At 68.1% G+C, this 23,821-nt stretch carries 19 protein-coding genes; 16 read left to right on the plus strand and 3 right to left on the minus strand.

The window, feature by feature from the left end; translation table 11 throughout:
• Positions 1–13 precede the first annotated feature (13 nt).
• Complete coding sequence (metH, locus tag U5798_RS16835; RefSeq protein ID WP_322082690.1) at positions 14–2,731, plus strand: methionine synthase; 2,718 nt, start codon at positions 14–16, stop codon at positions 2,729–2,731.
• Between the two features lie 111 nt (positions 2,732–2,842).
• Here the strand turns inward: metH and U5798_RS16840 are convergent, their stop codons facing one another.
• Positions 2,843–3,166: a DUF1840 domain-containing protein gene (locus tag U5798_RS16840; protein WP_006489103.1), complete on the minus strand. Its 324-nt coding sequence runs from the start codon at positions 3,164–3,166 to the stop codon at positions 2,843–2,845.
• A gap of 200 nt (positions 3,167–3,366) precedes the next feature.
• Here U5798_RS16840 and argS point away from each other — a divergent pair, with 200 nt between their 5' ends.
• The 6 genes from argS (at position 3,367) to U5798_RS16870 (ending at position 11,399) form a co-directional block, all read left to right on the plus strand.
• Positions 3,367–5,148 (plus strand): arginine--tRNA ligase, encoded by a 1,782-nt coding sequence (gene argS / locus U5798_RS16845; protein WP_226158909.1) that lies wholly within the window; start codon positions 3,367–3,369, stop codon positions 5,146–5,148.
• Positions 5,149–5,235: 87 nt separating this feature from the next.
• Entirely contained in the window at positions 5,236–6,138 is a 903-nt protein-coding gene (locus U5798_RS16850; protein WP_124452261.1) for an SPOR domain-containing protein, read from the plus strand.
• 70 nt (positions 6,139–6,208) lie between these two features.
• On the plus strand, positions 6,209–6,847 hold the full coding sequence (locus U5798_RS16855; RefSeq protein ID WP_322082691.1) for a thiol:disulfide interchange protein DsbA/DsbL: 639 nt from the start codon (positions 6,209–6,211) through the stop codon (positions 6,845–6,847).
• Between the two features lie 19 nt (positions 6,848–6,866).
• Positions 6,867–7,640: an SDR family oxidoreductase gene (locus U5798_RS16860; protein ID WP_322082692.1), complete on the plus strand. Its 774-nt coding sequence runs from the start codon at positions 6,867–6,869 to the stop codon at positions 7,638–7,640.
• A gap of 324 nt (positions 7,641–7,964) precedes the next feature.
• Complete coding sequence (locus U5798_RS16865) at positions 7,965–9,560, plus strand: ABC transporter substrate-binding protein (RefSeq protein WP_322082693.1); 1,596 nt, start codon at positions 7,965–7,967, stop codon at positions 9,558–9,560.
• Between the two features lie 192 nt (positions 9,561–9,752).
• Complete coding sequence (locus U5798_RS16870) at positions 9,753–11,399, plus strand: ABC-F family ATP-binding cassette domain-containing protein (RefSeq protein ID WP_322082694.1); 1,647 nt, start codon at positions 9,753–9,755, stop codon at positions 11,397–11,399.
• A 13-nt stretch (positions 11,400–11,412) separates the two neighbouring features.
• Here the strand turns inward: U5798_RS16870 and U5798_RS16875 are convergent, their stop codons facing one another.
• A complete protein-coding gene (locus U5798_RS16875) occupies positions 11,413–12,492 on the minus strand; it encodes an MBL fold metallo-hydrolase (protein WP_124452271.1) in 1,080 nt (359 codons plus the stop codon).
• Between the two features lie 304 nt (positions 12,493–12,796).
• On the opposite strand from U5798_RS16875, the gene aceK reads away from it, so the two are divergent.
• The 9 genes from aceK (at position 12,797) to bioB (ending at position 22,856) form a co-directional block, all read left to right on the plus strand.
• Positions 12,797–14,614, plus strand: coding sequence for a bifunctional isocitrate dehydrogenase kinase/phosphatase (gene aceK, locus U5798_RS16880; protein WP_124452273.1), 1,818 nt, complete (start codon positions 12,797–12,799; stop codon positions 14,612–14,614).
• A gap of 56 nt (positions 14,615–14,670) precedes the next feature.
• Positions 14,671–15,444, plus strand: a complete 774-nt coding sequence (gene can, locus U5798_RS16885; RefSeq protein WP_124452275.1) for a carbonate dehydratase — start codon at positions 14,671–14,673, stop codon at positions 15,442–15,444.
• Between the two features lie 91 nt (positions 15,445–15,535).
• A complete protein-coding gene (locus tag U5798_RS16890; protein WP_322082695.1) occupies positions 15,536–16,213 on the plus strand; it encodes an SDR family oxidoreductase in 678 nt (225 codons plus the stop codon).
• A gap of 39 nt (positions 16,214–16,252) precedes the next feature.
• Positions 16,253–16,690 (plus strand): YchJ family protein, encoded by a 438-nt coding sequence (locus U5798_RS16895; RefSeq protein ID WP_322082696.1) that lies wholly within the window; start codon positions 16,253–16,255, stop codon positions 16,688–16,690.
• A gap of 106 nt (positions 16,691–16,796) precedes the next feature.
• A complete protein-coding gene (locus U5798_RS16900) occupies positions 16,797–18,062 on the plus strand; it encodes a dienelactone hydrolase family protein (protein WP_322082697.1) in 1,266 nt (421 codons plus the stop codon).
• Positions 18,063–18,523: 461 nt separating this feature from the next.
• Positions 18,524–19,870 (plus strand): adenosylmethionine--8-amino-7-oxononanoate transaminase, encoded by a 1,347-nt coding sequence (gene bioA / locus U5798_RS16905; protein ID WP_322082698.1) that lies wholly within the window; start codon positions 18,524–18,526, stop codon positions 19,868–19,870.
• 2 nt (positions 19,871–19,872) lie between these two features.
• Positions 19,873–21,057, plus strand: coding sequence for an 8-amino-7-oxononanoate synthase (gene bioF / locus U5798_RS16910; RefSeq protein WP_322082727.1), 1,185 nt, complete (start codon positions 19,873–19,875; stop codon positions 21,055–21,057).
• A complete protein-coding gene (gene bioD, locus U5798_RS16915; RefSeq protein ID WP_322082699.1) occupies positions 21,054–21,773 on the plus strand; it encodes a dethiobiotin synthase in 720 nt (239 codons plus the stop codon). The genes bioF and bioD overlap by 4 nt, the downstream gene beginning before the upstream one ends.
• Positions 21,774–21,836: 63 nt before the next feature.
• Positions 21,837–22,856: a biotin synthase BioB gene (bioB, locus tag U5798_RS16920; RefSeq protein ID WP_124452287.1), complete on the plus strand. Its 1,020-nt coding sequence runs from the start codon at positions 21,837–21,839 to the stop codon at positions 22,854–22,856.
• 198 nt (positions 22,857–23,054) lie between these two features.
• Here bioB and U5798_RS16925 read toward each other — a convergent pair whose 3' ends face one another.
• Complete coding sequence (locus U5798_RS16925; RefSeq protein WP_124452289.1) at positions 23,055–23,780, minus strand: copper homeostasis protein CutC; 726 nt, start codon at positions 23,778–23,780, stop codon at positions 23,055–23,057.
• Between the last annotated feature and the right edge of the window lie 41 nt (positions 23,781–23,821).

The following is a 23,821-nucleotide window of genomic DNA, read 5'->3' on the forward strand; positions in this document are numbered from 1 at the left end:
AATTCGCACCGCCATGACCGATCACATGATGCGCCTTGCCGGCCTCGAGCCGTTCAACGTCACGCCCGGAACGCTCTTCATCAACGTCGGCGAACGCACCAACGTCACCGGCTCGAAGGCGTTCGCACGGATGATCCTCAACGGCCAGTTCGACGAGGCGCTCGCTGTCGCGCGCCAGCAGGTCGAGAACGGCGCGCAGGTGATCGACATCAACATGGACGAGGCGATGCTCGATTCGAAGGCGGCGATGGTGCGCTTCCTGAACCTGATCGCATCGGAGCCGGACATCGCGCGCGTGCCGATCATGATCGACTCGTCGAAGTGGGACGTGATCGAAGCCGGCCTCAAGTGCGTGCAGGGCAAGGCGATCGTGAACTCGATCTCGCTGAAGGAAGGCGAAGACGCGTTCCGCCACCACGCGAACCTGATCCGCCGCTACGGCGCGGCCGCCGTCGTGATGGCGTTCGACGAAACGGGCCAGGCCGATACCTATGAGCGCAAGACCGAGATCTGCAAGCGCTCGTACGATTTCCTCGTGAACGAAGTCGGCTTCCCGCCGGAAGACATCATCTTCGACCCGAACATCTTCGCGGTCGCGACGGGTATCGAGGAGCACAACAACTACGCGGTCGACTTCATCGAGGCGACCCGCTGGATCAAGCAGAACCTGCCGCACGCGAAGGTGAGCGGCGGCGTGTCGAACGTGTCGTTCTCGTTCCGCGGCAACGACCCGGTGCGCGAGGCGATCCACACCGTGTTCCTGTACCACGCGATCCAGGCCGGGATGGACATGGGCATCGTGAACGCGGGCCAGCTCGGCGTGTACGCCGATCTCGACCCCGAGCTGCGCGAGCGCGTCGAGGACGTGATCCTGAACCGCCGCGACGATTCCACCGATCGCCTGCTGGAGATCGCCGACAAGTTCAAGGCGGGCGGCGCGAAGAAGGAAGAGAACCTCGAGTGGCGCAACCAGCCGGTCGAGAAGCGGCTCTCGCACGCGCTGGTGCACGGCATCACGACCTTCATCGTCGAGGACACTGAAGAAGTGCGCGCGAAGATCGCCGCGGCCGGCGGCCGTCCGATCAACGTGATCGAAGGCCCGCTGATGGACGGGATGAACATCGTCGGCGACCTGTTCGGCCAGGGCAAGATGTTCCTGCCGCAGGTCGTGAAGTCGGCGCGCGTGATGAAGCAGGCCGTCGCGCACCTGATCCCGTTCATCGAGGAAGAAAAGCGCCTGCTCGCGGAAGCGGGCGGCGACGTGCGCGCGAAGGGCAAGATCGTCATCGCGACCGTGAAGGGCGACGTGCACGACATCGGCAAGAACATCGTGTCGGTCGTGCTCCAGTGCAACAACTTCGAAGTGGTCAACATGGGCGTGATGGTGCCGTGCAACGAGATCCTCGCGAAGGCGAAGGTCGAGGGCGCGGACATCATCGGGCTGTCGGGCCTCATCACGCCGAGCCTCGAGGAAATGGCGTACGTCGCATCCGAAATGCAGCGCGACGACTACTTCCGCGTGAAGAAGATCCCGCTGCTGATCGGCGGCGCGACGACGTCGCGCGTGCACACGGCCGTGAAGATCGCGCCGCACTACGAAGGCCCGGTCGTCTACGTGCCCGATGCGTCGCGCTCGGTGTCGGTCGCGTCGAACCTGCTGTCCGACGAAGGCGCGGCGAAGTATCTCGACGAGCTGAAGTCCGACTACGAACGCATCCGCGACCAGCACGCGAACCGCAAGGCGCAGCCGATGGTCACGCTCGCCGAGGCGCGCGCGAACAAGACGAAGGTCGACTGGGCCGGCTATACGCCGGTGAAGCCGAAGTTCATCGGCCGCCGCGTGTTCAAGAACTACGACCTGGGCGAGCTCGCGAACTACATCGACTGGGGCCCGTTCTTCCAGACCTGGGACCTCGCGGGCCCGTACCCGGCGATCCTGAACGACGAGATCGTCGGCGAATCGGCGCGGCGCGTGTTCTCGGATGCCAAGTCGATGCTCGCGCGCCTGATCCAGGGCCGCTGGCTGACCGCGAGCGGCGTGATCTCGCTGCTGCCGGCGAACACCGTCAACGACGACGACATCGAGATCTACAGCGACGAGTCGCGCTCGGAAGTGCTGCTCACGTGGCGCAACCTGCGCCAGCAAAGCGTGCGCCCGGTGGTCGACGGCGTGATGCGGCCGAACCGCTCGCTCGCCGACTTCATCGCGCCGAAGGAATCGGGCGTCGCCGACTACATCGGGATGTTCGCGGTGACGGCCGGCCTCGGTGTCGACGTGAAGGAAAAGCAGTTCGAAGCCGACCACGACGACTACAGCGCGATCATGCTGAAGGCGCTCGCCGACCGTTTCGCGGAAGCGTTCGCCGAAGCGATGCACGCACGCGTGCGCCGCGAGCTGTGGGGCTACGCGAGCGGCGAGACGCTCGACAACGACGCGTTGATCGCCGAGAAGTACGCGGGCATCCGCCCGGCACCCGGCTACCCGGCCTGCCCCGATCACCTCGTGAAGCGCGACATGTTCGACGTGCTGCATGCGGACGAGATCGGCATGAGCGTGACCGACTCGCTGGCGATGCTGCCGGCCGCGAGCGTGTCGGGCTTCTACCTCGCGCATCCGGACAGCCGCTACTTCTCGGTCGGCAAAATCGGGCAGGATCAACTCGAGGACTACGCGCGGCGCATGGCGCTGTCGCTCGACGACGCGCGCCGCGCGCTCGCACCGCAGCTCTGATCGATGCGGACGGGCGGCCGGCCGCCCGTTTGATCAGACAAAAGAAAAAGCCCGCTCGAAAGCGGGCTTTTTCCTGTCTTACTTACCTTTCGTCCAGCCAGGCAAGGAAGCTCAGAAGCCCCAGTGGACGTCGGCCTGGCCGGCCTTCGCTTCGCGCAGCATCGTGAGGAACGGCGCAACACGCTGGGCCAGGCTCGGCGGCACTTCGTGGTGCGCGTGGTCGGCTTCGTCCTCGTGGAAATGGCCGGCGTGCTCGGCGCGTTCCTGCTTCGCCTGCGCCACGGCGCCTTCCAGCTTGGCGATCGCGTGGTCCAGCTCGTCGTGCGTAATCACACCGCGCTCGCCCAGCTGCTTGCCGACGAGACCCAGCACATACACGGCGAAATCCTTCAGCACGTCGAGATCCTGTGCCGCCTTGCTCTTGAACGTAATCATGACAATTCCCTTTTCATCTTGTTGTGCCTGCGCGGCGCGGTTGGGGAACGCCGGCAGACCGGCGTCCGGCCTCGCGGACGCGGGCCGCCTGAGCGGCATATTAGCACCTGTTAAAATTCTGCGATCCCTGAAACGCGCGCTTAAAAAGCGCGCCGGCGGGCCGGCGTTTCCGGCCGCCACCAACGAAGCCTTCTACCAGCATGCTGCCAGCACACAAACAGACCCTCGAAGCCCTGCTCGCGGATAGCGTCAAGCAGGTCGCACACGCGCTGAAAGGCGCCGACGCAGCGTCCGTCGCCCCGACCATCACGCTTGAGCGCCCGAAGGTCGCCGCGCACGGCGACGTCGCGTGCAACGTCGCGATGCAGCTCGCCAAGCCGCTCGGCACGAACCCGCGCCAGCTCGCCGAGCAGATCGTCGCCGCGCTCACCGCGCAGCCGGCCGCGCAAGGCCTCGTCGAGGCCGCCGAGATCGCCGGCCCCGGCTTCATCAACCTGCGCCTGTCGGCCGCCGCGAAGCAGGCGGTGATCGCCGCCGTGTTCGACCAGGGCCGCGCATTCGGCACGTCGGATCGCGAGAAAGGCAAACAAGTGTTGCTCGAATTCGTGTCGGCGAACCCGACCGGCCCGCTGCACGTCGGCCACGGCCGCCAGGCCGCGCTCGGCGACGTGCTCGCGAACGTGATCGCGAGCCAGGGCTACGCGGTGCACCGCGAGTTCTACTACAACGACGCAGGCGTGCAGATCGGCAACCTCGCGATCTCGACGCAGGCGCGCGCACGCGGCCTGAAGCCGGGCGACGCAGGCTGGCCGGAAGCCGCGTACAACGGCGAATACATCGCCGACATCGCACGCGACTTCCTGAACGGCGAAACGGTCGCTGCGTCGGACGGCGAGCCGGTCAAGGGCACGGGCGACGTCGAGGATCTCGACGCGATCCGCAAGTTCGCGGTCACCTACCTGCGCCGCGAACAGGACATGGACCTGCAGGCGTTCGGCGTGAAGTTCGACCAGTACTACCTCGAATCGTCGCTGTACAGCGAAGGCCGCGTCGAGAAGACGGTCGACGCGCTGGTCAAGGCCGGCATGACCTACGAGCAGGACGGCGCGCTGTGGCTGCGCACGACCGACGAAGGCGACGACAAGGATCGCGTGATGCGCAAGTCGGACGGCACGTACACGTACTTCGTGCCGGACGTCGCGTACCACGTGACGAAGTGGGAGCGCGGCTTCACGAAGGTGATCAACATCCAGGGCTCGGACCACCACGGCACGATCGCGCGCGTGCGCGCCGGCCTGCAGGGGCTGCACATCGGGATTCCGAAGGGCTATCCCGACTACGTGCTGCACAAGATGGTCACCGTGATGCGCGACGGCCAGGAAGTGAAGATCTCGAAGCGCGCGGGCAGCTACGTGACGGTGCGCGACCTGATCGAATGGTCGGGCGGCGCGGCGGCGGGCCAGGAAGCGGCGCCCGACCTGATCGACGAGGCGACCATCACGCGCGGCCGCGACGCGGTGCGTTTCTTCCTGATCTCGCGCAAGGCCGATACCGAGTTCGTGTTCGACATCGACCTCGCGCTGAAACAGAACGACGAAAACCCGGTCTATTACGTCCAGTACGCGCATGCGCGGATCTGCTCGGTGCTCAACGAACTGAAGTCGCGCTACAACGTCGACGTCGCGCAGTTGCCGGGCGCCGACCTGTCGCAGCTGACGAGCGCGCAGGCGGCGTCGCTGATGCAGAAGCTGGCCGAGTACCCGGACATGCTCACGCACGCGGCGAACGAACTGGCGCCGCACGCGGTCGCGTTCTACCTGCGCGATCTCGCTGGCGAATTCCACTCGTTCTACAATGCGGAGCGCGTGCTGGTCGACGACGAAGCGCCGCGCAATGCGCGCGCCGCGCTCCTCGCCGCGACCCGGCAGGTGCTCGAGAACGGTCTGGCGGTGCTCGGCGTGTCCGCGCCCGCCAAGATGTAAGGATGCAAGCAGCCCGATCCGGGCTGTGAACGGCCGCGGCAGCGCCCGCCGCGGCTCTCACGATTCTTTTTGCAGGTGACTCAAGCAATGGCACAACCACGCCGAACTTCGAAGCAATCGAAACAAGCCGGAGGGACATTTCTTGGAATCGTGCTGGGCCTGATCGTCGGCCTCGCGATCGCAGTGGTGGTGGCGCTCTACATCACGCGTTCGCCGTCGCCGTTCGTGTCGAAGGTCGCACCGCCGCCGGCCGACAACGGCGCGAGCCAGCCTCAGCAGTTCGACCCGAACCGTGCGCTGCAGGGCAAGACGCCCGGCCAGCCGGTGCCGCAGGCCGCGCAGTCGGCGCCGCCGAACACCGCGCCCGGCCAGGCTGCGAACCAGACCCAGGGCGGCCTGCTGCCCGAGCCGCAGATCGTCGAAGTGCCGCCGTCGGCCAACGGATCGAGCGGCTCGAACAACACGGGCAGCTCGAGCAACACGACCGCGTCGAACAATACGTCGTCGGGCAACGGCGTCGCCGTCGCGCCGAAGCCGGCCGACACCACGCCGCCGCCGAAGAAGACGCAACAAGCGCAGCAACAGCAGCAAGGCGGCGAGGACGATCTCGCACGGTTCGCCGCGCAGAAGCAGGCGCAGCAGGCCGCCGCGCAAAAGCAGCAGCAACAGCAGCTGGCCGCGAACACGCCGAAGCCGACGTCGTCCGCCACGGCCGCAGCAGCGGCGAAGCCGCCGACCGCGAACGACGCGAACACCGGCTACTTCCTGCAAGTCGGCGCGTACAAGACCGAAGGCGACGCCGAGCAGCAGCGCGCACGCCTCGGCTTCCAGGGCTTCGAGTCGAAGGTGTCGAAGCGCGATGTCAGCGGCGTGACCTATTTCCGCGTGCGCGTCGGCCCGTTCTCGAAATTCGAGGATATGAACTCGGCCCGTCAACGCTTGTCCGATGCAGGTGTCGACACGGCGGTGATCCGCTTCACGAAGCAGTAAGCCAACCGGCCGAGCCCACGCAGAACCCGTTACGTTCCGTAACCCGAGCAACTGATTCGACGTTCACAACATGAAAAAACTGCTTAGCACGCTCCTTCTGTCCCTGGGCCTGGCTGCCGGCCTCGCCCAGGCTTCGCCCGCCGCGCCGGTCGCCGGCAAGGACTTCGAGGTGATGAAGTCGCCGCAGCCGGCATCCGCTCCGGCCGGCAAGGTCGAGGTGATCGAGTTCTTCTGGTACGGCTGCCCGCACTGCTACGAATTCGAGCCGACGATCGAGGCCTGGGTGAAGAAGCAGGGCAACAACATCGAGTTCAAGCGCGTGCCGGTTGCATTCCGTGACGATTTCGTCCCGCATTCGAAGCTGTTCTACGCGGTGTCCGCGCTCGGCATCTCCGAGAAGGTCACGCCGGCGATCTTCAACGCGATCCACAAGCAGAAGAACTACCTGCTGACGCCGCAGGCGCAGGCCGACTTCCTGACCACGCAGGGCGTCGACAAGAAGCAGTTCATGGACGCGTACAACTCGTTCAGCGTGCAGGGCGAGGTGAACCAGTCGGCCAAGCTGCTGAAGGACTACGCGATCGACGGCGTGCCGACGGTCGTCGTGCAGGGCAAGTACAAGACGGGCCCCGCCTACACGAACAGCATCCCGGGCACGGCCCAGGTGCTCGACTTCCTCGTGAAGCAGGTTCAGGACAAGAAGCTCTGATCGCCGCACGCGCACCGGCATGACTACTCCGCTGAAGGTCTTCATCACCGGTGCGTCGAGCGGCCTCGGCCTCGCGATGGCCGAGGAATACGCCCGCCAGGGCGCCACGCTCGCCCTCGTCGCGCGACGCACCGATGCACTCGATGCGTTCGCGCGGCACTTCCCCAAGCTGTCCATTTCCGTCTATTCCGCCGACGTGCGCGATGCCGATGCGCTGGCCACCGCCGCCGCGTCGTTCATCGCCGCGCACGGCTGCCCCGACGTCGTGATCGCGAACGCGGGCATCAGCCAGGGCGCCGTCACGGGCCAGGGCGATCTCGCGGCGTTCCGCGACGTGATGGACATCAACTATTACGGGATGGTCGCGACGTTCGAGCCGTTCGTCGGCCCGATGACGGCCGCGCGCCACGGCACGCTGGTCGGCGTCGCGAGCGTCGCCGGCGTGCGCGGGCTGCCGGGCTCCGGCGCGTACAGCGCGTCGAAATCGGCCGCGATCAAGTACCTGGAAGCGCTGCGCGTCGAGCTGCGCCCGGCCGGCGTCGGCGTCGTGACGATCGCGCCCGGCTACATCCGCACGCCGATGACCGCGCACAACCCGTACCGGATGCCGTTCCTGATGGACGCCGACCGCTTCGCCGCACGCGCGGCGCGCGCAATCGCCCGGCAGCACGCGTTCCGCGTGATTCCGTGGCAGATGGGCGTCGTCGCGAAGGTGCTGCACGTGCTGCCGCGCTGGCTGTACGACCGCCTGTTCGAAAAGGCGCCGCGCAAGCCGAAGGCCGGCACGCACTGACGCGTCCGCCAAGGCGGCCCGCGCGACCTGCGCCGGGCCGCATCGCCGCCGCCAACGCGCCGGTTCCGCGTCCCCTTCCGCAGGGTATTCGCAGCCCCCGTCCCCCTCTCCGCCCGCCGGTTCGCCCGCACCTCCCGCCGCATCAACACCCGTTCCGTCGCGAACGCAGCCGTTTTTCGGTCAATTCGCTGCGTTCCGTCGCCTTTTATCACGCGTCGCGCACTTTGACGGTATGCTATCCGCCAGCCGCGCCGGCCGGTCCTCGACCGCGCCGCGCCCGCATTCCGACATCCAGCAAAAATCACAAGCCACGTGGGAGAACCTATGCACGTCAAGCTGTTCGCGGCGGCCGCCGTTGCCGCCGCCCTCGCCGCCCCCGGCCTCGCCGCCGCCAAGCCGCTCACCGTCTGCACGGAATCGAGCCCGGACGGCTTCGACGTCGTGCAGTACAACTCGCTCGTCACGACCAACGCGTCGGCCGACGTGATCTTCAACACGCTCGTGTCCTACGACGAAGCCGCGAAGAAAGTCGTACCCGCGCTCGCGGACAAATGGGAAGCGAGCGCCGACGGCCTCACGTACACGTTCCACCTGCGCCCGAACGTCGCGTTCCAGACCACCGATTATTTCAAGCCGGGCCGCACGCTGAACGCGGACGACGTCGTGTTCACGTTCGCGCGGATGCTCGACGATGCGAACCCGTGGCACAAGGTGGCCGGCGCGAGCGGCTTCCCGCACGCGCAGTCGATGGGCCTCGTGAAGCTCGTGAAGTCGGTCACGAAGGTCGACGACAGCACGGTGAAGTTCGTGCTGAACGAGCCGAACGCGACGTTCGTGCCGATCCTGACGATGGGCTTCGCATCGATCTACTCGGCCGAATACGCGGACCAGCTGCTGAAGGCCGGCAAGCAGGCCGACCTGAACGCGAAGCCGGTCGGCACGGGCCCGTTCGTGCTGAAGAGCTACACGAAGGACGCGCTGATCCGCTACGACGCGAACCCGACGTACTGGGGCACGAAGCCGAAGGTCGACCGGCTGATCTACGCGATCACGCCCGACCCGTCGGTGCGCCTGCAGAAGGTGAAGGCCGGCGAATGCCAGATCGCGCTGTCGCCGAAGCCGCAGGACGTGCTCGCCGCGAAGGGCGAAAGCGCGCTGAAGGTCGTGCAGACGCCTGCGTTCATGACCGCCTTCGTCGCGCTGAACACACAGAAGAAGCCGCTCGACAACGACAAGGTGCGCGAGGCGCTGAACCTCGCGTTCGACCGCACGACCTACCTGAAGGTCGTATTCGACAACACCGCGACGGCCGCGAACAACCCGTATCCGCCGAACACGTGGAGCTATGCGAAGGACGTCGCGCCGTATGCGTACGATCCCGCGAAGGCGAAGCAGCTGCTCGCGCAGGCCGGCTTCCCGAACGGCTTCTCGACGACGATCTGGACGCGCCCGACCGGCAGCGTGCTGAACCCGAACCCGAAGGTCGGCGCGGAACTGCTGCAGGCCGACCTCGCGAAGATCGGCGTGAAGGCCGAGGTGAAAGTGATCGAGTGGGGCGAACTCATCAAGCAGGCGAAGCTCGGCCAGCATGACATGCTGTTCATGGGCTGGGCCGGCGACAACGGCGATCCGGACAACTATCTGTCGCCGCTGTTCAGCTGCAACGCGGTGAAGTCGGGCATCAACTTCGCGCGTTTCTGCGACGCGCAGCTCGACAAGCTGATCGGCGACGGCAAGTCGACGGCCGACCAGGCGAAGCGCGCGAAGCTGTATGAATCGGCGCAGAAGATCATCCACGACCAGGCGCTGTGGATCCCGCTCGGCTACCCGACCGCGGCGGCACTGACGCGCACGACCGTGAACGGTTATCACGTGAGTCCGTTCGGACGCCAGAACTTCACGACGGTCGCCGTGCAATAACCGCGCGTGGCGTGCAAGCGACGGCGTTCGTGCCGCTCGCTTGCGGCCCGCGCGTGGCGCTTGCTACACTGCGCGCCTGTTCCTCATACCGGACGCCAGCCAAAGTGAACAACTAAGCCTTCCCGAAATGTTTTCGCCGCCCGTGCCACGCACGCCGCGCGCGAAGGTCTTCACGCATTTTTGGAGGTGCTCATGGCTGCAGCCACGCCCACCGGCGCGCTCGTCGCGCTTCATCACGTTTCCTTCCGCTTCGACGACGGCGTCACGCTGTTCGATTCGCTCGACCTGTCCATCGATCGCACGCCGACCGGCATCGTCGGCCGCAACGGCATCGGCAAGAGCCTGCTCGCGCAACTGATCGCGGGGCGCCGCGCACCGAGCGCGGGGACGATCGAGCGACATACGCCCGTCGTCTACGTCGCGCAGCAGCATGACGACGACGACGCAGCAGCCAGCCCGCGGACCGTCGCGCAGGTCGCCGCGCTCGACGCACCGCTCGGCGCGCTCGCGCGTCTCGCGCACGGCCGCGCGGAACCGCACGACTTCGACCTGATCGGCGAGCGCTGGGATCTCGCGGAACGGCTACGGACGGCGCTCGACGCGGCCGGGCTGCGCGACGTACAGCCCGACACGCCCGCGCACGCGCTGAGCGGCGGCCAGCTCGCACGTGTCGCGCTGATCGGCGCACTGTTGTCGAGCGCTGGCCTGCTCGTGCTCGACGAACCGACCAATCACCTCGACGCGCCGGGCCGCGCGTGGCTGCACGCGGCGCTCGACGGCTGGCGCGGCGGCGTCGTCATCGTGAGCCACGATCGTGCGCTGCTCGCCGGCGTGCAGCGCATCGTCGAGCTGACGCCGCACGGCGCGCACTCGTACGGCGGCAACTACGCGCTCTACCGCGCGCAGCGCGACGCGCAACGGGATGCCGCGCAAGCGGCGCTCGACCATGCGCGCACCGAGCGCGGACGCGTGCGGCGCAGGCTCGAACAGGAACACGACACGATCCAGCGCCATGCGGCCGCGTCGCTGCGCGACGCGAAGACGGCCAACCTGTCTTCGGGCGCAAAGCAAAGCCGCAAAGGTGCGGCGCGCAGCATCATGGGGGCGGTCCGGCGCCATCAGGGCGACTTCAAGGCGACGCTCGACGAGCGCGTGCAGGAAGCGGCCGCGCGCGTCGAAGCCGACGCACCCGTGCTCGTGTCGCTGCCGGGCACGGAGGTCAGCGCGCGCCGCCACCTGTTCACGCTCGAACGCGCGCAACTGCCGTGGCGCGTCGCAGGCAACGCCGACACGATCACGTGGTCGGCGAGCGGCGCCGTGCGTATCGCGCTGACGGGCCCGAACGGCTGCGGCAAATCGACGTTGCTGAGAATGCTCGCGGGCGAACTCGCGCCGCGCTCAGGTAGCTGCACGACGCACGTGAGCGCCGCGTATCTCGACCAGCGACTCGCGCTGCTCGACCCCGGGCGCTCGATCGTCGAGCAGTTGGACCTGCTCGATACGCCGCTTGCCGAAGGCGACCTGCGCAGCCGTCTCGCGCTGCTGCAGCTCGACGCGACGCGCGCGACGCAGCCGGCCCGGCAACTGAGCGGCGGCGAACGGCTGAAGGCCGCGCTCGCATGCGCATTGTGGCGCGGCACGCCCGCGCAGCTGTTGCTGCTCGACGAGCCGACCAATCACCTCGATCTCGAATCGGTGCGCGCGATCGAAGCCGCGCTGGGCGGCTTCCCGGGCGCGATCGTCGTCGCGTCGCACGACCCCGCGTTTCTCGCGGCGCTCGAACCGACGCACACGATGCAATGGCATCACGACGGGTGGCGCTACGAGCCCGTCGTGTAAGGACGACGCGCGCTCAGCCGGCCGTGCGGAATCGCAGCACGCCGTCGTCGCCCTGCTCGCGCACGAGTTCGCCCGCGAGCCACAGCAGGTTCAGGTGCGCAAGCGCCTCGCCGAGCGCGAACGTCATCTGGTGGATGTCGAGCTCGCGGCGGCGGAACATGATCGGCACGATGTCCGCTGCGCTCGTCGGCTTCTCCGCGCACGCGACGCGCACTTCGGCAAGCCGCGCATCGTGGTGTTCGCGCAGTTGCGCGATGCGCGTGCGCACACCGCGGAACGGCTTGCCGTGCGACGGCAGCACGAGCGTATCGGGCGCCATCGTCTCGTAGCGGCCGAGCGACTGCAGGTACAGCGCGAGCGGGTTGCCTTCCGGCTCCAGGTCGAACACCGACACGTTCGTCGAGATGCGCGGCAGCACCATGTCGCCGGAGATCAGCACGCCGTCCGCTTCGCTGTGCAGCGCGCAATGTTCAGGCGAATGACCGAAACCCGTGACGACGCGCCACGTGCGCGCACCGATCGTCACCGCATCGCCTTCGCGCAGGCGCCGGTAGCGCGGCGGCACGGCCGGCACGAGATCCGAGTAGTAGCTGCGGCGGTTGCGCAGCTTGTCGAGCGCGGCCGGATCGGTGAGCCCGTGGCGCGCGAAATGATCGGCAGCCGCGGCGCCACCAGCGTTCGAGCCGTTGCCGGCCGCCATCAGGCAGCCGAACATGTATTCGCCGAGCGTCATCCACAGCCGCACGTTCCAGCGGCCCCGGTCGCCGCCTTCGCACAGCCAGTTCGCGAGGCCGAAGTGATCGGGGTGGCAGTGCGTGACGAGCACGCGCAGCACCGGCAGGCCGTCGAGATGCGTGTCGAAGATCTGCTCCCAGTGCGTGCGGATCGCGTCCGACGCGATCCCGCAATCGACGATCGTCCAGCCGGCCTGCCCGTCGATCTCGTCGCGCAGCAGCCAGAGGTTGATGTGGTCGAGCGAGAACGGCAGCGGCATGCGCAGCCAGCGCACGCCGGGCGCGACCTCGAACGTGTCGCCCGCGGCGGGCAGCGTGTCGGCGAAGGGGTAGTCGAGTTGGTGTTCCAGTGCGTTCATCGGTGGGGCGTCTCGTCGTTATCGGTGCGAATGCGTGCCGGCGGCTGGGCGCGGCGGGCGGTGCGTCGATTCTATCGCCGTCGCGCGAAACAGGTGCCCGACGAGCGCCGGCCCGCCAGAAAAAAGTTCGTGTCAGAATCGGTTCCGTACCCGCATCTTTACGCGAAGATGTATCGAACGGCGCCCAACGGCGAACAACGCGCCGATTGACGGCCGTCGGCGCGTCACCGCGAAAGTCATTGAAACGCCGACTTGGGCGCTAAAATGGCGAGTGCTTACAGCCCCTTGAACGAGCCTGCACGCGATGAATCACTTCCCCAAACTGCTGTCGTCGCAGATCGGTTTCGACGTCGCGCAGACGATGCTCGAATACTTCGATCGCCATTACCGGATCTTCCGCGAAGCGGCGGTCGAGGCGAAGACGCTGTTCGAGCGCGGCGACTGGCACGGGCTGCAGCGGCTCGCGCGCGAGCGGATCACGTCGTACGACGATCGCGTGCAGGAATGCGTCGAGGTGCTCGAAGACGAATACGACGCGGAGAACATCGACGACGAAGTGTGGCAGCAGATCAAGCTGCACTACATCGGCCTGCTCACGTCGCACCGCCAGCCCGAGTGCGCGGAAACCTTCTTCAATTCGGTGTGCTGCAAGATCCTGCACCGTTCGTACTTCAGCAACGATTTCATCTTCGTGCGCCCGGCGATCTCGACCGAGTACCTGGAGAACGACGAACCGGCCGCGAAGCCGACCTACCGCGCGTACTATCCGGGCACCGACGGGCTCGCCGCCACGCTCGAGCGCGTCGTCACGAACTTCCAGCTCGAACCGGCATTCGAGGATCTGCCGCGCGACATCGGCTGCGTGATGCAGGCGATCGACGACGAATTCGGCCACTTCGACGCGGCGCCGAATTTCCAGATCCACGTGCTGTCGTCGCTGTTCTTTCGCAACAAGAGCGCGTACGTCATCGGCCGCATCATCAACGCCGACCGCGTGCTGCCGTTCGCGGTGCCGATCCGCCACGTACGTCCGGGCCTGCTCGCGCTCGACACGGTGCTGCTGCGCCGCGACCTGCTGCAGATCATCTTCAGCTTCTCGCACTCGTACTTCCTCGTCGACATGGGCGTGCCGTCCGCGTACGTCGACTTCCTGTGCACGATCATGCCGGGCAAGCCGAAGGCCGAGATCTACACGTCGGTCGGCCTGCAGAAGCAGGGCAAGAACCTGTTCTACCGCGACCTGCTGCACCATCTGTCGCATTCGAGCGACCGCTTCATCATCGCGCCCGGCATCAAGGGCCTCGTGATGCTCGTGTTCACGCTGCCGTCGTTCCCGTACGTGTTCAAGATCATCAAGGACCAGTTCCCGCCGCCGAAGGAAACGACGCGCGCGCAGATCATGGAGAAGTACCAGCTCGTGAAGCGCCACGACCGCCTGGGGCGGATGGCCGACACGCTCGAGTATTCGAGCGTCGCACTGCCGCTCGCGCGGCTCGACCACGCGCTCGTGCGCGAACTCGAGAAGGAAGTGCCGTCGCTGCTCGAATACGAGGACGACAACCTCGTGATCAAGCACCTGTACATCGAGCGCCGGATGACGCCGCTCAACCTGTACCTGCAGAACGGCAGCGACGCGGACGTCGAGCACGGCGTGAAGGAATACGGCAACGCGGTGAAGGAGCTGATGAAGGCGAACATCTTCCCCGGCGACATGCTGTACAAGAACTTCGGCGTCACGCGCCACGGCCGCGTCGTGTTCTACGACTACGACGAGATCGAGTACCTGACCGACTGCAACGTGCGCCGCGTGCCGCCGCCGCGCAACGAGGAAGACGAGCTGTCCGGCGAACCGTGGTATACCGTCGGCCCGCACGACATCTTTCCGGAGACCTACGGACCGTTCCTGCTCGGCGACCCGCGCGTGCGCAGCGTGTTCATGAAGCATCACGCGGACTTTTTCGATCCCGCGCTGTGGCAGGCGAGCAAGGACAAGCTGATGCAGGGCGAACTGCCCGACTTTTACCCGTACGACACGGCGCTGCGCTTCAGCGTGCGCTACCCCGCGCGCTTCGGTGCGGCGGACCAGAACGACGGCGAAGGCAACGCGCAGCGCGCGGCCTGACGCCGGTGACACCGAAACCGATATCGACCCGATTTCCGCCAACGGAATCCACACCGATGAACACCCAAGACAATCCGCTTTCACATCTGTTCGACAACAACGAAGCCTGGGTCAAGCGCAAGCTCGAGGACGATCCGGAATTCTTCGCGCGCCTCGCCGACCAGCAGGCGCCGGAATATCTGTGGATCGGCTGCTCGGATTCGCGCGTGCCCGCGAACCAGATCATCGGCCTGCCGCCGGGCGAAGTATTCGTGCACCGCAACATCGCGAACGTCGTCGTGCACAGCGACCTGAACTGCCTGTCGGTGATCCAGTTCGCGGTCGACATCCTGCGCGTGAAGCACATCATGGTCGTCGGCCACTACGGCTGCTCGGGCGTCAACGCGGCGCTGCTCAACCGCCGCGTCGGCCTCGCGGACAACTGGCTGCACCACGTGCAGGACGTGCGCGAGCGCCACGCGGCCCTGCTCGACGGCTGGCCGGTCGGCGAAGCGCGCTATCGCCGCCTGATCGAGCTGAACGCGATCGAGCAGGTCGTCAACGTGTGCCGCACGACGATCGTCAACGACGCGTGGGCGCGCGGCCAGTCGCTCACTGTGCACGGGCTCGTGTACGGCGTGCACGACGGCCGGATGCGCAACCTCGGGATGGCCGTGTCGAACTTCGACGCGCTCGACGAGACCTACAAGCGCTGCGTGGCCGCGCTGACCGCCGGCGGCCAGCATGCACCGGACAACGACATGATCGCGGCGGACGCCGCCGCGCGGCTCGAAGGCGTCGCGCAGGCGGTCGCCGCGACGCTGAAGCCGTGCGACGACGCGAAGCAGTAGTGCGCCAGCAGCCTGGCGGCGGCCGCGGCACGCATCGAACGGATCTGACACCGGCGCCGCCCAGGCGGCGCCCAGGAAAGGAGCGATGGGCATGAAAACCGTACTGATCGTCGGTGCATCGCGCGGCCTCGGCCGCGAATTCGTCCGGCAATACCGGCGCGACGGCTGGAACGTGATCGCGACCGCGCGCGACGAAGCGTCGCTCGACGCGCTGCGCGCGCTCGGCGCGCACGCGCATGCGCTCGACATCACGCAGCCCGAGCAGATCGCGGCGCTCGGCTGGAAGCTCGACGGCGAACGGCTCGATGCAGCCGTGCTCGTGTCGGGCGTGTACGGGCCGCGCACCGAAGGCGTCGAGACGATCACGGCCGAGGATTTCGACGCGGTGATGCATACGAACGTGCGCGGGCCGATGCAGCTGCTGCCGATCCTGCTGCCGCTCGTCGAAGACGCACGCGGCGTGCTGGCCGTCGTGTCGAGCCGGATGGGCAGCATCGCCGAGGCGACCGGCACGACCGGCTGGCTGTACCGCGCGAGCAAGGCGGCGCTGAACGACGCGCTGCGCATCGCGTCGCTGCAGACGCGCCATGCCGCGTGCATCTCGCTGCATCCCGGCTGGGTGCGCACCGACATGGGCGGCGCGCAGGCCGCGATCGATCCCGAAACGAGCGTGACCGGCATGCGCCGCGTGATCGCCGAATCCGGCTCGGACGTGTCGCAGGCCAACGGCCGCTTCTTCCAGTACGACGGCGTCGAGCTGAGCTGGTGAGCCGACTCGACAACCGATCGTCGTTAATTCCCGTTTCGCATGATTTTGAACCGACCTGACGCGTGCCCGTGCGGCGGCGCGTCCCCCGCACCCGCCGGCAAAGCGCCGGCGCCGCGCTACGCGGCCTGCTGCGGCCGCTTCATCGACGGCGGCGAAGCCGCGCCGACCGCGCTCGAGTTGATGCGTTCGCGGTACAGCGCGTACGTGCTCGGCGCGACCGGCTACCTGCGCGCGACGTGGGCCGCGCGCACCTGCCCGCCCGATCTCGATGCCGACCCCGACGCACCCGACGCGCCGCGCTGGCTCGGCCTCGCGGTCAAACGCCATGCGCCGCTCGACGAACGCCACGCGGAGGTCGAGTTCGTGGCCCGCTACAAGGTGGGCGGACGCGCGTACCGGCTCCACGAGACGAGCCGTTTCGAGCGCGACGAACACGGTTTCTGGCGCTATGTCGACGGCGAAGTAAGTGAACGCTGACAAATAGTTGCCATGTCAGACGCCGGGTAATTCCCGCATTGCACAACCCGATTTTGTCGGGCTACGATGACCTCGAATTGGTCATGTTGCATGGCAGGGCTTACGAATGGCGTTCAGCAAGGTATTGGTGGGATGGATGGCGGCCTGTGCGCTGTCGGCCGCTCAGGCCGGTACGCTGCCGAACGCAAATACGGGTGCGGGCGCCAGCGGGTCGCTCGCCCATGCCGAGCGCTTCGATTACGGCGACTCGAACCTGCCGCAGGTCGCGGCCGATCTCAACGAACAGGTTCTCCGCATCCCGGCCGATGCGTCGGGCGCCGTCACGCTCGAGGCGACGCTCTTCAAGCCGGACGGCCCCGGGCCGTTCCCGCTCGTCGTCTTCAATCACGGCAAGAACACCGGCGATCTCCATCTGCAGCCGCGCAGCCGGCCGCTCGCGTTCGCGCGCGAATTCGTGCGGCGCGGCTACGCGGTGATCGCGCCGAACCGCCAGGGCTTCGCCGGCTCGGGCGGCACGTACCAGCAGGAAGGCTGCAACGTCGGCAAGAACGGCCTCGCGCAGGCCGCCGACGTCGACGCGACGGTGCGCTACATGTCGCACCAGCCGTACGTCGATGCGTCGCGCATCGTCGTCGCCGGCACGTCGCACGGCGGCCTCGCCTCGGTCGCGTACGGCACCGAGGCCGCACCGGGCGTGCGCGGCATCATCAACTTCTCGGGCGGGCTGCGCCAGGACCTGTGCGACGGCTGGCAGCGCAACCTCGTCGATGCTTTCGACCAGTACGGGGCGCATACGGCTGTGCGCTCGCTGTGGCTGTACGGCGACAACGATTCGGTCTGGACGCCCGCGCTCGTCGCGCAGATGCACGACGCGTACGTGTCGCACGGCACGCAGGCGCAGTTCATCGATTTCGGCCGCTACAAGGACGACGCGCACCGGCTGATCGTCGATCGCGACGGCGTGCCCGTGTGGTGGCCGGCCGTCAATGCGTTCCTCGCGACCCTGAACCTGCCGACCTCGGTGCGCTATGCGGTCGCGAACCCGCACGAGCCGAAGGCCACCGGCTACGCGTCGATCGATGCGGTCAACGCGGTGCCGTATGTCGACGAAGCCGGTCGCGAAGGCTATCGCCGCTTCCTGAACCAGCATCCGAGCCGCGCGTTCGCGGTGTCGTCGGAAGGCGCCTGGTCGTGGGCGGAAGGCGGCGACGACCCGATGGCGCTCGCACTCGACAACTGCGCGAAACAAGGCGCGGGCGCATGCCGGCTGTACGCGGTCAACGACCATGTCGTGTGGAACACGACGCAGACGGCCGACAACGGCGACGCCAACGCGCGCGACTCCGATACGCACGCACTGGCTTCGCGCTGACGCGCGGCGGGTCCGCCGCCGCCGCACCGTTCCCGCCTGATCCGGTTCTGCCTCCCGCCCGTCCTCCCGTGCGGTTATGCCTGCGTGCCGTTCCTGCCGGCTGTTTCCTCCCCTGATTCCGTAGACGATTCGAGCGCCGCCTCGTAGGCGCGACGTCGCCGCGCTCCCCCGCACCCGCCTTCGATCCCCGTTTTTCTCGGGCCATGCCGGCGTGCGGCCCGCGATTTTTTTCTGTCAGGGGGGCTCACTCGAACGTCGTCATCTACGGTCATTTCCCCGCTTCCGCCGCGTTCCGTCCCGAGCACACCCGAACTGCGCCGAACTCCCGCCCGGCAAGGCTTTGCAGCGTTTGTAACCGCTAGTGCAACGTCCCGCGGAACACGCTAATCTCAGCGCGTTTCGTGTCCCGCCGCGCGGCATCCATTCGATGCCGCGCGGTCGTTTTACCCCCCGGAGTCGCCTTGAGTACGCCAGCCACCGACGACTGGGTCGCGCGCAGCCTGCGCGCGGTCTGGCATCCCTGCACCCAGATGAAGCATCACGAGCGCCTGCCGCTCGTCCCCGTCGCGCGTGGCGCGGGCGTGTGGCTGTACGACCACGACGGCCGCCGCTACTTCGACGCGATCAGCTCGTGGTGGGTCAACCTGTTCGGCCATGCGAACCCGGACATCAACGCGGCGCTGAAGGACCAGCTCGACACGCTCGAGCACGCGATGCTCGCCGGCTGCACGCACGAGCCCGCGATCGAGCTCGCCGAACGGCTGCACGCGCTCACCGCGCGCAACCTCGGCCATGCGTTCTTCGCGTCGGACGGTGCATCGGCCGTCGAGATCGCGCTGAAGATGAGCTTCCACGCGTGGCGCAACCGCGGCCGCGCGAACAAGCAGGAATTCGTCTGCGTCGCGAACAGCTATCACGGCGAGACGATCGGCGCGCTCGGCGTGACCGACGTCGCGCTGTTCAAGGATGCGTACGATCCGCTGATCCGCCACGCGCACGTCGTCGCGTCGCCCGATGCGCGCGGTGCGCTGCCGGGCGAGACGGCCGCCGACGTCGCGGGCCGCGCGCTGGCGGACGTGCGGCGCCTGTTCGCCGAACGCGGCGACCGGATCGCCGCGCTGATCGTCGAGCCGCTCGTGCAGTGCGCGGCCGGCATGGCGATGCACGATCCGTCGTACGTGCGCGGGCTGCGCGCGCTGTGCGACGAATTCGGCGTGCACCTGATCGCCGACGAGATCGCGGTCGGCTGCGGCCGCACGGGCACCTTCTTCGCGTGCGAGCAGGCCGGCGTCTGGCCCGATTTCATGTGCCTGTCGAAAGGCATCAGCGGCGGCTATCTGCCGCTGTCGCTCGTGCTCACGCGCGACGACGTGTACGCGGCGTTCTACGACGACGACACGACGCGCGGCTTCCTGCACTCGCACTCGTACACCGGCAACCCGCTCGCGTGCCGCGCGGCGGTCGCGACGCTCGACCTGTTCGCGCGCGACGACGTGCTCGCGGGCAATGCGCGCAAATCGGCGACGCTGCGCGCCGCGCTCGCGCCGCTCGACGCGCACCGCCAAGTTCGCCACCTGCGCGAGCGCGGCACGCTGTTCGCATTCGACGTCGCGCTCGACGGCGACGCGGCGCGCGGTTTCTCGCGGCGGTTCTTCGAACGCGCGCTGGAGCGCGAGCTGCTGCTGCGCCCGATCGGCACGACCGTCTACCTGATGCCGCCGTACGTGATGAGCGATGACGACATCGCGTGGCTCGCGCAGCGCACGCGCGACACGCTCGACGCGACGCTGGCGGAGGTCGCGCAATGACCGTGCCGCTGCTCGACACCCTGCAACGCAGCCTCGCCGATCTCGACGCACAAGGGCTGCGCCGCGTGCGCCGCATCGCCGACACCGCGTGCGACGCGCGCATGACCGTGAACGGCCGGGAAATCATCGGCTTCGCGAGCAACGACTACCTCGGCCTCGCCGCGCATCCGGCGCTCGTCGCCGCGTTCGCCGAAGGCGCGCAGCGCTACGGCTCCGGCAGCGGCGGCTCGCACCTGCTCGGCGGCCATTCGCGCGCGCACGCCAAACTGGAAGACGAACTCGCGGGCTTCGCAGGCGGCTTCTCCGATGCACCGCGCGCGCTGTACTTCAGCACCGGCTACATGGCGAACCTCGCGGCGATGACGGCGCTCGCCGGCAAGGGCGCGACGATCTTCTCCGACGCGCTGAACCACGCGTCGCTGATCGACGGCATGCGGCTGTCGCGCGCGAACGTGCAGGTCTATCCGCACGCGGACATGGCCGCGCTCGCCGCGCTGCTCGACGCATCGGATGCCGAAACGAAACTGATCGTCAGCGACACCGTGTTCAGCATGGATGGCGATATCGCGCCGCTCGCCGAACTCGTCGCGCTGGCCGAACGCCACGGTGCATGGCTCGTCGTCGACGATGCGCACGGCTTCGGCGTGCTCGGCCCGCAGGGCCGCGGCGCGCTCGCGGCCGCCACGCTGCGTTCGCCGCATCTCGTGTACGTCGGCACGCTCGGCAAGGCCGCCGGCGTCGCGGGCGCGTTCGTGATCGCGCATGAAACCGTGATCGAATGGCTGATCCAGCGCGCGCGCAGCTACATCTTCACGACGGCCGCGCCGCCGGCCGTCGCGCACGCGGTCTCGGCGAGCCTGAAGGTCATCGCCGGCGACGAAGGCGACGCGCGCCGCGCGCACCTCGCCGCGCTGATCGACCGCACGCGCGCGCTGCTGCGCAACACGCGCTGGCAGCCGGTCGATTCGCACACGGCCGTGCAGCCGCTCGTGATCGGCAGCAACGACGCGACGCTCGCGGCCATGCGCGCGCTCGACGCACACGGCCTGTGGGTGCCCGCGATCCGGCCGCCGACGGTGCCCGCCGGCACGTCGCGGCTGCGCGTGTCGCTGTCGGCCGCGCATTCGTTCGACGATCTCGCGCGGCTCGACGCGGCGCTGATCGAAGCCAGCGAGGCGGCAGCATGACGGCCCCGCTCTCGCTGTTCGTCACCGGCACCGACACCGAAATCGGCAAGACCTTCGTGTCGGCCGCGATGCTGCACGGCTTCGCGCGACACGGCCTGCGCGCGGCAGCGTTGAAACCCGTCGCGGCCGGCGCGTACGAACGCGACGGCGTCTGGCGCAACGAGGACGCCGACCAGCTCGATGCCGCCGCGAACGTCGTGCTGCCGCCCGAGTTGCGCACGCCGTTCCTGCTGAAGGCGCCGGCCGCGCCGCATATCGTCGCCGCGCAGGAAGGCGTGACGCTCGACATCGGCACGATCGCCGCGTGCCATCGCGAAGCGCTGACGCGCGCGGACGTCGTCGTCGTCGAAGGCGCCGGCGGCTTCCGCGTGCCGATGAACGACACGCAGGACATGGCCGATCTCGCCGTCGCGCTCGGCGTGCCGGTCGTGCTCGTGGTCGGCGTGCGGCTCGGCTGCATCAACCACGCGCTGCTCACCGCCGACGCGATTGCCGCACGCGGCCTCAAGCTCGCGGGCTGGGTCGCGAACCACGTCGACCCGGCGATGTCGTTCCCAGACGAGAACATCGCGACGATGCGCGACTGGCTCGCGCGCGAGCACGGCGCACCGCTCGTCGGCCGCATTCCGCACATGAGCCCGGCCGCCCCCGAATCCGCAGCGGCGATGCTCGACATCGCCGCGCTCGTCGAGACGCTGCGCACCGCGCAGCATTGACCCAACCGAAACAGATCCCACGATCCCCCGATCCCTCATCCCCGACCAGGACAGGAAACCGAAATGACCCAAGCCCAGACCGCCGCCGTGCAACCCGACGCGATTCCCGTGGCTGCGCCGGCCCCGCAGCGCTGGCGCGTCGCCGACGTCGTCGCGCTGTTCGAGCTGCCGTTCAACGACCTGCTGTTCCGCGCTCAGCAGGTGCACCGCGAGCACTTCGATGCGAACGCGGTGCAGCTGTCGACGCTGCTGTCGATCAAGACGGGCGGCTGCGAGGAAGATTGCGGCTACTGCTCGCAATCGTCGCATCACGATACGGGCCTGAAAGCCGAGAAGCTGATGGACGTCGACGCGGTGCTCGACGCCGCGCGCGCGGCGAAGGCGAACGGCGCGAGCCGTTTCTGCATGGGCGCCGCGTGGCGCAACCCGAAGGAGCGCCACATGCCGGCGCTGACCGAGATGGTGCGCGGCGTGAAGGAACTCGGCCTCGAGACCTGCATGACGCTCGGCATGCTCGAGGACGAACAGGCGCAGGAACTCGCGAACGCCGGCCTCGACTACTACAACCACAACCTCGACACGTCGCCGGAGTTCTACGGCCAGGTGATCTCGACGCGCACGTACCAGGACCGCCTCGACACGCTCGACCGCGTGCGCGACGCCGGCATCAACGTGTGCTGCGGCGGCATCATCGGGATGGGCGAATCGCGCCGCGAACGCGCGGGCCTGATCTCGCAGCTCGCTAACCTGAACCCGTATCCGGATTCGGTGCCGATCAACAACCTCGTCGCGATCGAAGGCACGCCGCTCGAAGGCACCGCACCGCTCGACCCGTTCGAGTTCGTGCGCACGATCGCGGTCGCGCGCATCACGATGCCGAAGGCCGTCGTGCGCCTGTCGGCCGGCCGCGAGCAGCTCGACGACGGGCTGCAGGCGATGTGCTTCCTCGCCGGCGCGAACTCGATGTTCTACGGCGACCAGCTGCTGACGACCAGCAACCCGCAATCGCAGAAGGACCGCGCGCTGTTCGAGCGCCTCGGCATCCGTGCGAGCGACGCGGACGCGATGTCGGCCCGCGCGTAAGCGGCATCAGCCGGCGGGCCGGGCCCGCCAACGAGAAAGCCGGGGCATGCCCCGGCTTTTTTTCATCCGATCGTCTGCACCGGGTTGCCCTGCGCGTCGCGGATCACCGGCGCGCGGCGTCAGCGTGCGCGCTGCCCTGCTCGTCGGGTGTTGCGCCGGCCATGCGGCCCGCTCCGTCGATTCGTGTTCCGGTGCACGTCACACGTGCGCCGCCGCGCCGTCGAGCGCCGCGCGCACGCGCTCGACGCGCTGCTCGTCGACGGGCGCCAGCACCTCGCCGCGCGGTCGCACGCCCGAGCCGAAATGCACCGCGCGCACGCCGGTCGCGCGGACGAAATCGCCGACGGCGTCGATCGTCAGCCCCGAGCCGGCCAGCACCGTGCAGGTCGAGCCGGCCGCCTGCCGCACCAGCCGCGTGATCGTCGCGACCGCGTCGAGCACCGACGGATGGCCGCCCGACGTCAGCACGGACGTGACGGCCGGCACGCGCAGCAGCGCGTCGAATGCGGCGTTGAGATCGCGCGCGACGTCGAACGCACGGTGGAACGTGAGCGCGCGCCCGTCGGCGGCGGCCGCGATGCGGGCCAGCGCATCGAGATCGACGTCGCCGCGCGCATCGAGCGCGCCGAACACGACACCGTTCGCACCGGCCGCGACGGCCGCGCGCACGTCGCGTTCGATCACGCGCAGGTCGTCGGCGTCATAGACGAACGACCGGCTGTGCGGGCGCACGATCACGTTGACGGGAATCGGCACGGCAGCCACGACGGCTTCGATCAGGCCGACGCTCGGCGTCAGCCCGCCTTCCGTGATCGCGGTCACGAGCTCGAGGCGGTCGGCGCCCGCGCGGGCGGCGGCCTTCGCGTCGCCGACGGTCGTGGCGATCACTTCGAGGAGGATGGAAGAAGCGGCGTTTCGGTTCATGGGCGGCCCGCGAATCGTCAGGACAATTCGCGCATCCTAGT

Source organism: Burkholderia sp. BCC1972 (genome assembly GCF_905339605.1).
In the GTDB taxonomy this organism is placed as follows: Bacteria; Pseudomonadota; Gammaproteobacteria; order Burkholderiales; family Burkholderiaceae; genus Burkholderia.

Bases quoted from the DNA above. Each gene is read 5' to 3' on its own strand.
- metH (WP_322082690.1), top strand. From the start codon at position 14: ATGACCGATCACATGATGCGCCTTGCCGGCCTCGAGCCGTTCAACGTC.
- U5798_RS16840 (WP_006489103.1), bottom strand. From the start codon at position 3,166: ATGATTACGTTCAAGAGCAAGGCGGCACAGGATCTCGACGTGCTGAAG.
- argS (WP_226158909.1), top strand. From the start codon at position 3,367: ATGCTGCCAGCACACAAACAGACCCTCGAAGCCCTGCTCGCGGATAGC.
- U5798_RS16850 (WP_124452261.1), top strand. From the start codon at position 5,236: ATGGCACAACCACGCCGAACTTCGAAGCAATCGAAACAAGCCGGAGGG.
- U5798_RS16855 (WP_322082691.1), top strand. From the start codon at position 6,209: ATGAAAAAACTGCTTAGCACGCTCCTTCTGTCCCTGGGCCTGGCTGCC.
- U5798_RS16860 (WP_322082692.1), top strand. From the start codon at position 6,867: ATGACTACTCCGCTGAAGGTCTTCATCACCGGTGCGTCGAGCGGCCTC.
- U5798_RS16865 (WP_322082693.1), top strand. From the start codon at position 7,965: ATGCACGTCAAGCTGTTCGCGGCGGCCGCCGTTGCCGCCGCCCTCGCC.
- U5798_RS16870 (WP_322082694.1), top strand. From the start codon at position 9,753: ATGGCTGCAGCCACGCCCACCGGCGCGCTCGTCGCGCTTCATCACGTT.
- U5798_RS16875 (WP_124452271.1), bottom strand. From the start codon at position 12,492: ATGAACGCACTGGAACACCAACTCGACTACCCCTTCGCCGACACGCTG.
- aceK (WP_124452273.1), top strand. From the start codon at position 12,797: ATGAATCACTTCCCCAAACTGCTGTCGTCGCAGATCGGTTTCGACGTC.
- can (WP_124452275.1), top strand. From the start codon at position 14,671: ATGAACACCCAAGACAATCCGCTTTCACATCTGTTCGACAACAACGAA.
- U5798_RS16890 (WP_322082695.1), top strand. From the start codon at position 15,536: ATGAAAACCGTACTGATCGTCGGTGCATCGCGCGGCCTCGGCCGCGAA.
- U5798_RS16895 (WP_322082696.1), top strand. From the start codon at position 16,253: ATGATTTTGAACCGACCTGACGCGTGCCCGTGCGGCGGCGCGTCCCCC.
- U5798_RS16900 (WP_322082697.1), top strand. From the start codon at position 16,797: ATGGCGTTCAGCAAGGTATTGGTGGGATGGATGGCGGCCTGTGCGCTG.
- bioD (WP_322082699.1), top strand. From the start codon at position 21,054: ATGACGGCCCCGCTCTCGCTGTTCGTCACCGGCACCGACACCGAAATC.
- bioB (WP_124452287.1), top strand. From the start codon at position 21,837: ATGACCCAAGCCCAGACCGCCGCCGTGCAACCCGACGCGATTCCCGTG.
- U5798_RS16925 (WP_124452289.1), bottom strand. From the start codon at position 23,780: ATGAACCGAAACGCCGCTTCTTCCATCCTCCTCGAAGTGATCGCCACG.